We start from the raw sequence: 13,759 nt of genomic DNA, 5'->3' as shown, positions 1-13,759 counted from the left end.
TGAGTCCCTTTCCCCCCTCTTGCAAAAGTAACTTTTGCAAGAGGTCTAGTCTCTATCTGGATAATTTTAAGCAAAGTTTATACCTCCGCTAAATAATTGCATAAAAATGCACAAGTTAGAGTGACAATTACTAAAGTTGATTTCGCGCTTTTAGTTGCAGATATCGCTCAACTAACCGATCGGCAATTTGATTTGCTGGTGCATCTAGAACTAATACACCTTTTTGTTTCAGTTGGGCATAAGCTACTTGTCGTTGCATTAATAAATCTAGTGCTACTGCACGGGTATAAGCACCTGCAACCTCATCTGTGAAGGTGTGTGCTAGACGATCGACTTGTGGATCTCGCAAAGTCACGCAAAATGGAAGGTAGCGGGGTGCTAGTTTGGAGAGTGCAGCTAGGAGTTCTGTAGAGGCAGTGATATCAACTAAATCGGTAATCACTACTACCAGCGCCCTCCGAGTTTGTCGCTGCACAACATTTGTTACCGCCCCCAAATAATCAGATTCAAATAACACTGGTTGAAGTGGAGTTAAACGATCAATTAACTGATTCAAATGATGTTGACCGCGTTCTGGGGGAATCCACGTATGCATTTGGCGGTCAAATACACCAACACCCACGCGATCGCCTCGATGCAAACCTGCCAAAGCTAAGGATAAAGTTGCATTCAATCCCCAGTCAAATCGCTGCAAATTCTGCACCTTTGCCGTCATCAGCCGACCGCGATCGAGTAATATCAGTAATGTTTGTTCCTGTTCTGGTTCTAGAACCCTCACTAGTGGCATGGCATTACCATAAGCGCCAACCCGACGAGCGGTAGCTTTCCAATCAATAAACCGCAAATCGTCACCTGTGCGATAGTTTCGTAATTCGGCAAACTCTGTACCAATACCAGTTTTGCGAGATTGGCGCATCGATCCTGATGATTGCAGTGTCAGACGAATGGTGAGCGATCGCAATCCCACTAAATCAGGATAAACTTTCACAGGCAGACTTTGGGGAATTTGCCAATCATCCCAAGCTAGTCCCCAAAGCCCCAACTGTCGGACTTGAATATTTCCCCAAGGAAACTCTCCTCGCTGTGTTGGGTGGACGGTATACGTTAATTCTTCAGTGCTGTTACTGGGAACAATGGCGCCCAGTGCAGGTGCAGACACGCCAAATCCTGTTGGGTAATAGTCGCGGATTTCAATTTGAGCGTCGGTATTTTGTGATGTCACCTTTAGCACTACAGGATTATCTCGCCCAATAGATAATCGTGACGGTAATTCGCGGGTAATTTGCACGCGAGAACGCCGCACTCGCAAACCATCTGCAACCATCAGTCCGAGAATGATGGCATCAAATAGCACAGTTATGGCGATGGTTGCTCTAATGCTGATAAATAAGGATAGGATCGGGGCGATCGCTATACCCAAAACTAATAATAAATAAACTCGTTTGGAAGGAACCATTTTTTAAAGCGAGGAGTTAAGAGTTAGGAGTTAGGAGTTAAGTATCTGACTTTTCACGCTATGTGGAAAAACCAACGCGAAACCTAACCCCCCAACCCCCTTCCCTACCAGGGAAGGGGGAGAATTCAAAGCCTCTCTTTTTGTAGGAGAGAGGAATGGAAGTGAGGTTTTCCAGATCCTGTGAAAAGTCAGGTTAAGTATAAGGTGAATTCAATGTAACCGAAATAAGAAGACTTGCTAAATTATTTTATTTTTTCCTTGTAGAAAAATAACTACCTAATGTACTATTTTTTTGGGTAAAGTAGCAAATTATATTTTGGACGGGTGTATGAGAATCTTGCTAATCGAAGATGAAGAAATTTTAGCAAGTGTCTTGTTGAAGTCTCTGACTAAGCAACACTATGTTGTTGATGTCGTACAAGATGGACAAATGGGTTGGGAATACACGCAAAGTACGAACTATGACCTGTTATTAATAGATGTAGGATTACCAAAACTAGACGGGATTACATTGTGTCAGCGATTGCGTTCTGGTGGCTGCTTCACTCCGATTCTCTTGATGACGGCGAGAGATGGTAGTAAAGAGCGAATTCAGGGACTTGATGCAGGTGCAGACGATTATCTGATCAAACCTTTAGATTTGGAAGAACTGCAAGCACGGATACGAGCGCTGATCCGTCGAGGCGATCGCCCCTGTACTCCTATACTGGAAGTAGGCGCGCTACGACTAGATCCCAGTAGTTGCGAAGTCACATATAACAACAAACTCCTGGAATTAACAGCCAAAGAATATAGTTTGCTGGAGCTATTTTTACGGAATCCATCGCGTGTTTTTAGTCGGGGGGATATCATTGAGCATTTGTGGACTTTTGACGACCCACCCCAAGAGGAAACTGTAAAATCTCACATCAAATACTTACGACAAAAGTTGAAAGCAGGCGGAGCAGTAGATTGGATTGAAAATGTTTATGGTTTGGGATATCGGCTGAATCCTGGAAGAGAGCAGGGGAGGCAAGGGGAGCAGGGGAAGCAGGGGGGGAAAGAAAAATCCCAAGTTGCAAGTCCTCAAGTTGAGGAGCAGTTTCAGCAAGCGATGGGTGGCTTGTGGAAACAATACGAAGGGTTGATGGTGCAGCGGTTGACGGTACTGCAAGAATTGGCAACTGCATTATCTGGTAAAACGCTGACTGGGGAGTTACGTAAATCGGGAGAACGAGAGGCGCACAAACTAGCTGGTGTCTTGGGAATGTTTGAGCAAGACAATGGTACTCTGCTAGCGCGGCAAATTGAACAGATTTTAGGTAAAGATGGTGATTTGTCAGTAAGTGAAAAGCGGCAATTGCTGGGGCTGATTGAAGGTTTGGGTAACATCATCAACCTGATGGGGCAGAATGTAGATTATCAAACTTCTAGTGCGATCGCACCAGAAATTAGTACCCGATTGATATTAATTGACCCGAATCTGCAACTAGGTTCTCAGTTGCAACAACTGGTTGAGTGCATGGGAATATGCTGGCAGCAAATTAGCAACTTAGAGGATGCAAAAAACTTTCTCCAAACCACATCACCAGATTTAGTAGTGCTAAATATAGATGATATCGGCTGGCGTAAAGAAAGTTTAGCACTTCTTTCGGACTTAGCAACGCGTACCCCACCCGTACCCGTTCTGGTGCTGGCTGCAACTGATGAGTTAGTAGAACGCGTAACTTTTGCTCAATATGGGGCGCGGGGGTTTTTGGTCAAACCTGTAACAGCTGCTCAAGTTTGGGATGTTTCGTCCCAAATATTACAACGTACTCGTTCTTTGCGGGTCAATATACTGGCAGTAGATGACGACCCGCTGATTTTAGCAGCACTGCGCCCAATGTTAGAACCGTGGGGTATGCGGATGACAGGATTAGAAAATCCGCTACGTTTCTGGGAAGTATTGCAATCTACTAAACCGGATTTGTTGATTTTGGATGTGGAAATGCCTCATATAAATGGTATCGAACTTTGCCGAGCAGTTCGTACCGATCCCCAATGGCAGGAATTACCGATTGTGTTTCTGACTGCTCACCGAGAAATGGAAACTGTGCAGCAAGTGTTTGCGGTTGGGGGAGATGATTATGTGATTAAACCTGTTGTCGGTGCAGAACTGTTGGCGCGCATTACCCATCGCTTAGAACGCAGTCGTTTACTACAATCGCTTTCTACTAAAGATTCCTTAACTGGGTTAACAAATCAGTTTCAGTCTAACCGCGACTTGCAGCACCTAATTGCTCAAGCTGAGAAAAATCAGCAATCTGTTTGTTTGGCAATCTTAAGCGTGACTGATTTGCGTCAAATTAATATTAAGTATGGTCATCAGGCTGGAAATCAAGTATTGCAAAGATGGAGTCGTTTATTCCAATCGGCATTTTGCAGTGGTGAAGTACTAGGTTATTGGGGTAATGGTGAATTTGTTGTGGGAGTTTCTGGGTTAACAAAAACAGAAGTAAACCATCGCCTCAGTGAGATTTTAACTACCCTCCGCCAGCAAATATTCACAGCCTTCAAAGGCGATCGCTTCCAGGTAATATGTAATTTCACTGTAGTCGAATACCCCAATGATGGGCTGACGATACAATCTTTATACCAAGCTGCTGCTGGGCGGAATTCGTAATTACCATACTCCAAGGGTTTTATTTATTTCGGCGGATGCATTTGTTATTTCGGCGTTGGGCCTTGCCAAGACTTATCCCTACTTAGATAAAATTTTGAAGATAATATAATATGTAGTTTTGCTGTAGTCAAATATTTCAGTCATGGACTAACGATACAATCACTATACAGATTTATTGGTACTTCTATTAGCACATTATTATTAATTTGTACAGTACCTAATTCACAATAATTACGAATTACGAGTTATTTAAGAGGAATTGTTGATGAGTACACAACAGCTAGAGCAGGTAAAGCAATTGCAAGCCACTGTGAACAAGATGGAAGTAACACTGGGTGCGATCGCTGATGCTGTAGTCTGGGTAGGAGAAGACCGACTGATTCAATGGTGCAATTCTCGCTTTGAGTCTCTAGTAAACCAACCTCACGGTACTGTCTGCGGTGCAAAGTTAACTGACTTGCTACCCCTGACACAATTAGGACAACCAGTTGCTTTATCCTGCTATCCTGATGTGCAGATACTCAATGGGGAGTATGAAACAGCAAATTATCAGTTACAGCAAGATGAGCAAATAACATTACAAATTTCTGGTAGCTCTACCGGAATGACTGGCGATCGCTGTGCAATACTGGTGATTCGGGATATCACATTGACGCAACGAACTCAAGAATCCTTACAAGAAATTGAGGAGCGATTGCAGACATTAATTAACGCTACACCCGATATTATCTGTTTGAAAGACGGTGAGGGCAAATGGTTGCTGTCAAACCAAGCTAACCTAGAATTTTTAGAGCTACAAGGCGTTGATTATCAAGGCAAAACAGACTCAGAACTAGCAGAATTTAGCAATTTTTATCATGATGCTTTGCTCAACTGCAACAAAACAGATGAACGAGCTTGGCAATTGGGATGTGTGCATCGGGTAGAAGAAGCTGTTCCTCGCCCTGATGGGACAGTGAGCAGTTTAGATATGATTAAAGCTCCCCTATTTCACCAGGATGGTAGACGCAAAGCTCTGGTGGTTTTAGGGCGGGATTTGAGCGAACGCAAACAAACCCAAGTAGCTTTAGAAAATTCTCTATCTTTATTAAGCGCTATCTTTGAATCGATTCAAGATGGTATATTAGTAGTCGATAGCTCAAGTAAAATCGCTAGTTATAACCAAAAGTTCTTAGAAATGTGGTCAATTCCACCAGAACTTTTGACGGAACCAGATCGTACTCTGCGACTAGCGTATCTGGCAAACCAATTAAAAGACCCTGATGAATTTTTGCAACGAGTCCGAGAATCATATTCACAGCCGGAATTAGTTAGTTACGACTGGTTAGAACTAGAAGATGGCAGAGTATTTGAGCGCTACTCTTGTCCTCAGCGCATCGGCGAACAAATTATTGGTAGAGTGTGGAGTTTCCGCGACATCACCCAGCGCCAAAGGGCTGAAGCAGCGCTGCGACAAAGCGAATTACAATACCGCAGTATTTTTGAAGCAATTAATGATGGACTATTTATTACTGAAATAGAGACTGAAAAAGTCACCGAAGTTAATCCGGCGGCTTGTCAGATGCACGGTTACTCTTATGAAGAATTTCTCACTTTACATCCATCTAGTTATATTCACCCAGACTCCCATTCTGTTTTTCTAGAGTTTGTCGAGAAAACCCGATGTGGCGAGCAATTTTATGGACAAGCAGTTGATATCTGCAAAGATGGCAGTTTAATAGATGTGGAAGTCAAAGGAACGACTTGCATTTATAATGGCAAGCGACACATCTTAGCAATAGTGCGGGATATTACGGCTCGCAAACGCACCGAAGAAGCGTTACGTCAAAGCGAAGCTCAGTACCGCGATTTGGTGCAAACAGCCAACTGTATCATTCTGCGTTGGGATGGCAATGGTGACATTATATTTTTAAATGACTACGGTCAAAGGCTTTTTGGTTTCGATGTAGATGAGATTATCGGAAGCAATGTTATCGGTACAATCGTTCCAGAAACCGAAACTTCTGGGCGCGATTTGCAGACATTAATGGTTGATATTTGTCAGCAGCCAGAAAATTATCTATTTAACGAAAACGAAAACTCATGCAAAAATGGCGATCGCGTCTGGATTGTCTGGGCGAATAAACCCATTTTAGATGCCCAAGGAAACTTAATCGAAATTCTTTCAGTCGGCACTGATGCCACAGAACGCAAACGCGCCGAAGCAGCCCTCCAGGAAAGCGAGTTAAAATTCCGTAGCATTGTGGAAAATGCCAACGATCTGATATTTGTCCTCTCGCCAGAGGGAATTTTTACTTATCACTCGCCGAATGTGACTGCAATCATGGGCTACAGCCTAGAGGAAATCGAAGGTCATTCTGTAGTAGAGTTTACCAAACCGGAAGACTTAGCAACTAGTGCCAGTGCTTTACAAAAAGCGATAACTGGTGAAAAGCTGACTGATATAGAAGTGCGATTGCGACACCAAGATGGTAGCTGGCGATGGTTCAACTTTAACACTTCCACAATTAATACTCCTAGCGGTGAAATTGCGATCGCCGGCGTGGGACGCGACATCACAGAACGCAAGCAAGCAGAAGAAGCCTTGCGTCGTAGTGAAATGAAATACCGCAACATCTTTGAAAACTCCCAAGTGGGGATTTTTCGCACTTGCCAAAAAGATGGATTGATTATCGATGCTAATCAACGTAGTGCTGAGATATTAGGTTTTACCTCTGCTGCTGGCTTAATTGGCAAGTATTTCACAACTGATTTATATGTCAATCCAGAAGATCGGGTGCAAATGTTAGCAGAGTTAGAAGAGTCCGGCGAAGTTCGCAATTATGAAGTAGCACTGCGACGCTTGGATGGATTTGTTGTTTGGGTACTGTTATCACTTCGTCTCAACGCCGAAGAATCCTGTTTGGATTCTGTTTTTACAGATATTAGCCAACGCAAACAGCAAGAACAAGCTTTACGCTTAATTGTTGAGGGTACAGCCGCGAAAACAGGCAATGAATTTTTCAATTCTTGCGTTCGTTACCTTGCCGAAGTCTTGCAGGTTCAATATGCCTTAGTGACTGAGTTTGATGACGAGCCAAAAACGAGAGTCCGCACTTTGGCATTTTGGTGTAATGGGGCTATTAACGATAACTTGGAATACGATTTACAGGGTACTCCTTGCGAACACACCTTGCGAGGCAATATGTGTCATTACCCGCAAGCAGTACAAACTACTTTTCCAGAAGATGCCGATTTAGTGAAGATGAATGCCGAGAGTTTTTTTGGCGTTCCTCTCACCAGTTCATCCGGCGAAATCATCGGACATCTAGCAGTAATCGATGTCAAACCCATGAAGCCCGATCCGGGACGGGAACTGATTGTGAAAATTTTTGCTGCCCGTGCCGGTGCCGAATTGGAACGAAAACAAGCAGAAGCAGCCTTACAGGAAAGCGAGTTAAAGTTTCGCACTATCGTAGAAAAGGTCAACGATGTGCTATTTATCATCAGTCCTGATGGGATTTTCAACTATATTTCTCCAAATATCTTGAAGACTACCGGATTTGCCCCCAGCGAAATGGAGGGTAATACTTTGGCATTCTTTACTCATCCCGACGATGTGCCCAAATGTCAAGAAGTCGCCCAAAGTATTCTGGCAACAGGCGAGGGAATTTCGGGCACTGAGTACCGTGCTAAACATCGCAGTGGGGGCTGGGTTTGGCTAACTAGTAATGCAGTCCGCACACAAGATGCCCAAGGTAATTTTCAGATTGTCGGCGTAGCTCGTGATATTAGCGATCGCAAACAAGCAGAAGCAGCTTTACAACGTCGAACTCAAGCCGAAAGTTTAATCAGCAGCGTTTCTCGGCAATTTATTGACCAAGATTTAGCAACAGCAATTAATTTTACACTGCGAGCGATCGCTGAATTTATTGATGCCGAACACAGTTGCATCTTTGAATGCTCCCAGGATAAAAGTGAATTCAACCTGATCCATGAATGGTGTGGTGAAGATGTTGCACCATTAATTGATATTGCCAGAGGTTCGCCTGTGGAAGTTTTCCCCTATTTCTACGAGCCGATTCTCCGTGGTAGGCATCGACAAATCTCTTCTGTGGAAGATTTACCACCGCATCTACCTGAGCGAAAACTTTTTGAAAGTATGTCGTTTCAATCTATACTAGCTGTGCCAATGGTTCATGCTGGCAAAGTGGTTGGGTTTGTTGGTGCAGCGATGATTCACTACTCGAAAACTTGGAACCAAGAAGATATTAATTTATTGAAACTGGTAGGTGAAATAATTGCGATCGGTCGAGCTAGACACCAGGCAGAAGAAGCGCTGAGAATTGCCAAAGAAGCCGCCGAAACTGCCAACCGAGCCAAGAGTGCTTTCCTCGCTAACATGAGTCACGAACTCCGCACTCCTCTAAATGCAATTTTAGGTTTTTCCCAATTAATGGAGCGAGACATTAGCCTCAACTCAAACCAGCGCGAATCATTAGCTACCATTAATCGCAGTGGAGAACACTTGCTTAACCTGATTAACGATGTCTTGGAAATGTCCAAAATTGAAGCTGGACAAATCATTTTCAACCCCGAAGACTTCGATTTATATCTGCTGTTGCAAACACTGCAAGAGATGTTCCAAGTGCGGACACAGGCAAAGCAATTGTTTCTCAAATTTGAAATGGCTCCCAATCTCCCGCGTTACATCCAAACGGATGAAGGTAAACTCCGCCAAGTTCTCATAAACCTTTTGGGTAACGCCGTCAAGTTTACTCAGACTGGGGGAGTAACGTTGCGGGTGAGGATGGGAAGTAGAAGAGCAGGGGAGGCAGGGGAGGCTGGGGAGGAAGAACTATTGATCCCTGCCCAATCCCCAGTCCCCAATCCCCAATCCCCAATCCCCAATCCCCAATCCCTACACTTTGAAGTCGAAGACACTGGACGGGGAATAGCGGCAGCAGAAATGAATAACCTGTTTCAGCCTTTTGTCCAGACAACAAGCGGTATTCAAACTAAGGAGGGAACTGGACTCGGACTGACTATCAGCCGTCAATTTGTGCGGTTGCTGGGAGGCGATATTTATTTAACGAGTAGCGTTGGGCAAGGGTCTATTTTTAGCTTTGATATTCAAGTGAATTTAGCCGCAGCTTTGAAAGCTGCACCAAAATTGAATAAGGGACGCGTACTCAAGCTAGCAGAAGACCAAGCATCTTACCGTATTCTCGTAGTAGATGACCGTAAAGAAAACCGCGATTTGATTGTGCAACTTCTTGGTAGCATTGGTTTTGAAATTCAGGCTGCGACTAATGGACAAGAAGCGATCGCTATTTGGCAAACCTGGCAACCTCACCTAATTTGGATGGATATGCGGATGCCTGTAATCAACGGCTACGATGCCACTAAAGAGATTAGAGCCAAGGAAAAAAATACAACTAGAAATTTACGCACTGTAATTATTGCCCTAACTGCCAGTGCTTTTGAAGAACAACAGGCAAGTATCTTAGCCGCAGGTTGTGACGATTTGGTTCGTAAGCCATTCCGAGAGCAAGTGATTTTTGAAAAGATCGCTGAATATTTGCAGGTGCGTTATATCTGTGCAGAAGAAAGCAATGAAGATGCAATAGGCAACAATTTAGAGAATACTCAATCTACTATCTTGGATCTTCGCTCTGCAATTACCATTATGCCTACCCAATGGCTAACAGAACTGAATCAGGCAGCCGTTGAAGTCGATGCTGAAAGGATTTTGCAACTCATTGAGCAAATTCCCCAAACTCATTCTGCTTTGGCAGAAAAATTGGCAAATTTAGTCCGCAACTTTTGCTTCGATGAAATTATCGACTTAACTGAGGAAAATATCTAATTATGAATAACAAAACTAAAATCTTGACTTTTGTCACCGTAATGCTAACAGTTTCTTCTTTGACTATTAGCACAGTTATCGCTAAGGCGAAACTAACAAATCAGTCAAAACTGTTTATTAACGGTATTGGCACAGTAAAAGTTGGCATGACTGTTTCTCAAGCGGCAAAGGCTGCTGGTACTAAGCTAGTGGGCGATTCACCAAATAATAATTGCTATTATGTTAAGCCACAAAATGAACCCAAAAATCTTTCGTTCATGGTGACAAAAGGTCGAATTTCCAGAGTAGATGTAAGGCAAAATAATCAGATTACTACCTTCAAAGGTGCAAAAATTGGCGACACCGAAGCGCAAATCAAGTCTCTTTACCCAGGACAAATTCAAGTCACACCTCATAAATACGTCCAAAACGGACATTACCTAACTTTCATCCCGAAAGACCCTAGCGATCGCAACTATCGCCTAGTCTTCGAGACTGATGGTAAACTTGTCACTGAGTTCAGAGCGGGTAAATTGCCAGAAGTCGAATATGTTGAGGGCTGCTCTTAATTTGGCGTTGCTGAATATGTCTAATAGACCTCCTGCATGAATATTTAGACACTGTGCCAGTTGGCGATCGCAGATAGCATAATAGACATCTTGCACAAATGCAAAATTCGCCCTCATCCCCCAACCCCTTCTCCCAAAATTGGGAGAAGGGGAGCGAATTTCAAAGTCCCTCTCCCAAGCTATGGGAGAGGGATTTAGGGTGAGGGCTGATACTATATCATGTCCGCCAAATTACCCATAATAAAAGAACCCCACCCCTTAATCCCCTCCCCGCAGGCGGGGAGGGGAGACAAAGCGTAGCTTTGGCGGGGTGGGGTTCTTCAGGTTTAATAAGCAATCAAGCGGACATGATATTACTCCTTATTTATCGACTTTATTTCTTCTGGTAGTAAAGTAGTTTCATCTTTAGGACGTTCGCTATCTACGGATTTGGCTATAGTTCTATAGGGTTTGATAATTAGACTGACACCAATCGTCCAACCTAATGCAACCATCCAACCTGCGAGAATGTCACTAGGAAAATGAACCCCTAAATAGAGACGACACCACGCAATTGCGATGATGTATAAGCTGCCGAATATGAGAATCAACCAGCGCCAAGAGGTAGCCCAAGTTAAAAATAACAAAATTGCTACCAATGTTACACTCGTCATCGCATGAGCGCTGGGAAATGCAAAAGTAGACTCAGGTGCAATAGACTGCCACAATTGTGGACGCACTCGATGCATTAATTGTTTTGCTGTGCGGTTGATGATGACGCTTCCTGCTGAGGCGGTGAGTAAATAAGCTAGCGATCGCCAGCGTTTTTGAAGTATTAACATCAGTGCGATCGCCCCCAAAATCACCATTGCCGTCCAAGGCAACCCAATTGTCGCTAGGATGACAGCTAAAACGTCTAACTGTGGGTTTGCTGTAGAATGAACCGCTAACAGAATCGGCGCATCCCACGGAAAGCCTGCTTGATTCTTCCATATATTCACTGTCAGGATTTCAAAAATCTGCAAAGGTAAATACACTCCGATCAAAAGGAGTAAGAGCGATCGCCAACGAGCAATCAACAGGTTTTTGAGAAAATCAAGCGGCGACTGACTCTCTTTATTGATTTGTTTCTCTTTTTCCATATCTAAGTTAAAAAGCCCAATCGACGACTTCATTGATTACAAATTACTGGAAACTTGAGAAGTTCCACAATGTTTACAGTACGACAAATGCTTATAAGTAAGATTATGGCAGTTATGGCATTCAATGTACTGATAATAACTGCAGTGTGGACAGTAAGTATCAAGATGTCGAATTTTCTTGGCACAATTGACACATCGGGATTTTTGAACTCTGCTAGCTGCTTGGACTTTAGCGTTAAAGACAAATTTTTGAAAAAATTGGATGATTCCAAAACCAATAACTGGAATCAGCAAGATATAAACATAATTTATCAGGAAAAGTAAACCGCCAAAAATGGCGCTAATTACATCAAATAAAAATTTGAATATTGCACCTATTTGGAGAAATTCAAATATTTTAATGATTAATGGGATAAAAAAGATAACTAGCAAATGCCAGCTAATTAGCGAGACGAGTCCATATCCTCTTCTTTGGGCAAATTTATGAACTGATAAGGCAATGAGAATCAGTGGTAAAAGAAAGAGGGATTGAAAACCAAGTTGGATACTTGGATACCAAAATGATGCCTGATGATAGCCTTTATCGACTTCTTGAAATCGATTGTCATTTTTAAGAAAGGCTATAAAACTAATGCTTTCTGGTTGAGCGAGTAGTTCGTTTTTAAGAGTAGAAGTTTCTTGTTTAAGAGTAGAAATTTGGCGATTATTTTCTTCTAACGTCTGTTTAGCTTTTTCAGCACTGACTTGATTAATTGATTGTTCGCGATTCTGTCCGGCAATTTTTTCTAATAGCGTTGAGTCATACTGAGATTTAATCGTGCGATTGGCTTGTTCCAGTCTACTAATTTTTGCTTGTTTTTCCTCGATAGTTTTGATAATTTGCTGCTTTTCAGAATTCTTAATCTTATCTTTGTAATCGGCATATTGCAAACAAGTTTGAGAAACCTTACCTAGATGTCCTGCTTCGGCTTGTTGATAGTTTCCCCGAAAACTAAATTGATTGTTCGTGTAAGATGGCAATGAAAGTCTAACAATTTCATAGTCTTTATCTTTAGTGGTTTTTGCTCGGTAATTTTGCCACTCTGAATAACATGGATAAGCCTCAGTTGGACTGATATGCCATCTGCTAATATCATCGAGTCCGGTAAAAACATTAATTAAGATAAAAATATCAACTATAATAATCACAATCAAACTGACTTTATTCAGTGGTTCGTTGTTGATTGTTCTGGAATTACTAAAAAATTGACTCAAAATTCGGCGAATTCTGGCAAACATATTGTCTTTTAAAGAAATGTAAATTTAATCCGAATCAATTTTATGCGATCGTTAGTGAATAGCTAGACAAAAATACATCTACCGATCTGAAGATTTGTTAACTGCTGGGGAAAAACAAAATTCCCGACAACTTTTACGAAGTCGGGAATCTGTGTTTTTCAATTCTCACAAATCAGGCTGCGGTCAAAAATATCATAACTTTCACTGAAGTTTACACAATTGATGACTGTGTACTCCAACTCAATACCGTTCGGTTAAGAATATTCGTCGCGACTGTTTTAACGTGAGTTCGATGAACCTCTCCCGGACAACCTCCCTCTCCCACAGGGAAAGGGAGGAGCAACGAGAAATTAGAGTTTTGGCTCCCCTCTCCGTGTCGGAGCTTCTGTGTACACACATCTTGGTAATGAAGCGCAAACCTCGGATTTACCCCCCTTAATCCCCCGATGCATTGGGGGGAGATTAAAGATCCGGTTCCCTCCCCTTTGCAAGGGGAGGGTTAGGGTGGGGTAAAAGTGACGCAAAAACCCAGATGAGTAAGCTATTTCAGACTTGTGTGTACACTGTAGCCCGATGCCTTGGGGGAAATATCCGGTTCCCGGTTCTCCCCCAAGGCATCGGGGAGTTAGAGGGGGTGAGAAGGACTTGTGTATACACGGTAGCCGTGTCGGAGAGGGGTTGTCGAACTCGCGTTGTTTTAAAAGTCAAGCGTAGGCGTAGCCCACATCTGTGTACTCAATCGCAATGCGACAAAGTTTGAAGTACCTCGAAACGACTTTGGAGTACCTCAACACGACTTTGGAGTACCTCAAAACGACTTTGAAGTACCTCGAAACGACTTTGGAGTACCTCAAAACGACTTTG

The 13,759-nt window shown here is 42.9% G+C and carries 6 protein-coding genes; 3 read left to right on the top strand and 3 right to left on the bottom strand.

The genetic code is table 11. The features are described 5' to 3' along the window. Positions 1-130: 130 nt before the first annotated feature. The gene (locus RMZ42_RS33350) at positions 131-1,456 is read right to left on the bottom strand and encodes a DUF58 domain-containing protein (protein WP_322675450.1); all 1,326 of its coding nucleotides are present in this window, start codon (positions 1,454-1,456) and stop codon (positions 131-133) included. Positions 1,457-1,784: 328 nt separating this feature from the next. Here RMZ42_RS33350 and RMZ42_RS33345 point away from each other — a divergent pair, with 328 nt between their 5' ends. From RMZ42_RS33345 to RMZ42_RS33335, 3 genes are all read left to right on the top strand, one after another. After that, positions 1,785-4,100, top strand: coding sequence for a response regulator (locus tag RMZ42_RS33345; protein ID WP_322675449.1), 2,316 nt, complete (start codon positions 1,785-1,787; stop codon positions 4,098-4,100). A gap of 265 nt (positions 4,101-4,365) precedes the next feature. Beyond that, positions 4,366-9,948 carry a PAS domain S-box protein gene (locus RMZ42_RS33340; RefSeq protein WP_322675448.1) on the top strand — a complete coding sequence of 1,861 codons (5,583 nt, stop codon included), beginning with the start codon at positions 4,366-4,368 and terminating at the stop codon, positions 9,946-9,948. A 2-nt stretch (positions 9,949-9,950) separates the two neighbouring features. Next, positions 9,951-10,496 carry a hypothetical protein gene (locus RMZ42_RS33335; protein ID WP_322675447.1) on the top strand — a complete coding sequence of 182 codons (546 nt, stop codon included), beginning with the start codon at positions 9,951-9,953 and terminating at the stop codon, positions 10,494-10,496. Between the two features lie 353 nt (positions 10,497-10,849). Here the strand turns inward: RMZ42_RS33335 and RMZ42_RS33330 are convergent, their stop codons facing one another. Further along, positions 10,850-11,650, bottom strand: a complete 801-nt coding sequence (locus RMZ42_RS33330; protein ID WP_416211851.1) for a phosphatase PAP2 family protein — start codon at positions 11,648-11,650, stop codon at positions 10,850-10,852. A 3-nt stretch (positions 11,651-11,653) separates the two neighbouring features. After that, positions 11,654-12,895: a hypothetical protein gene (locus tag RMZ42_RS33325; protein WP_322675446.1), complete on the bottom strand. Its 1,242-nt coding sequence runs from the start codon at positions 12,893-12,895 to the stop codon at positions 11,654-11,656. Between the last annotated feature and the right edge of the window lie 864 nt (positions 12,896-13,759).

The organism is Nostoc sp. DedQUE05 (assembly GCF_034530955.1).
Lineage (GTDB): Bacteria > Cyanobacteriota > Cyanobacteriia > Cyanobacteriales > Nostocaceae > Nostoc.
The sequence above is the reverse complement of the archived record's forward strand: the minus strand, read 5'-3'. Positions and strand labels throughout refer to the sequence as shown.

What these genes read in the sequence shown, in the direction of transcription:
- RMZ42_RS33350 (WP_322675450.1), bottom strand. Translation starts at nt 1,456, where the DNA reads ATGGTTCCTTCCAAACGAGTTTATTTATTATTAGTTTTGGGTATAGCG.
- RMZ42_RS33345 (WP_322675449.1), top strand. Translation starts at nt 1,785, where the DNA reads ATGAGAATCTTGCTAATCGAAGATGAAGAAATTTTAGCAAGTGTCTTG.
- RMZ42_RS33340 (WP_322675448.1), top strand. Translation starts at nt 4,366, where the DNA reads ATGAGTACACAACAGCTAGAGCAGGTAAAGCAATTGCAAGCCACTGTG.
- RMZ42_RS33335 (WP_322675447.1), top strand. Translation starts at nt 9,951, where the DNA reads ATGAATAACAAAACTAAAATCTTGACTTTTGTCACCGTAATGCTAACA.
- RMZ42_RS33330 (WP_416211851.1), bottom strand. Translation starts at nt 11,650, where the DNA reads ATGAAGTCGTCGATTGGGCTTTTTAACTTAGATATGGAAAAAGAGAAA.
- RMZ42_RS33325 (WP_322675446.1), bottom strand. Translation starts at nt 12,895, where the DNA reads ATGTTTGCCAGAATTCGCCGAATTTTGAGTCAATTTTTTAGTAATTCC.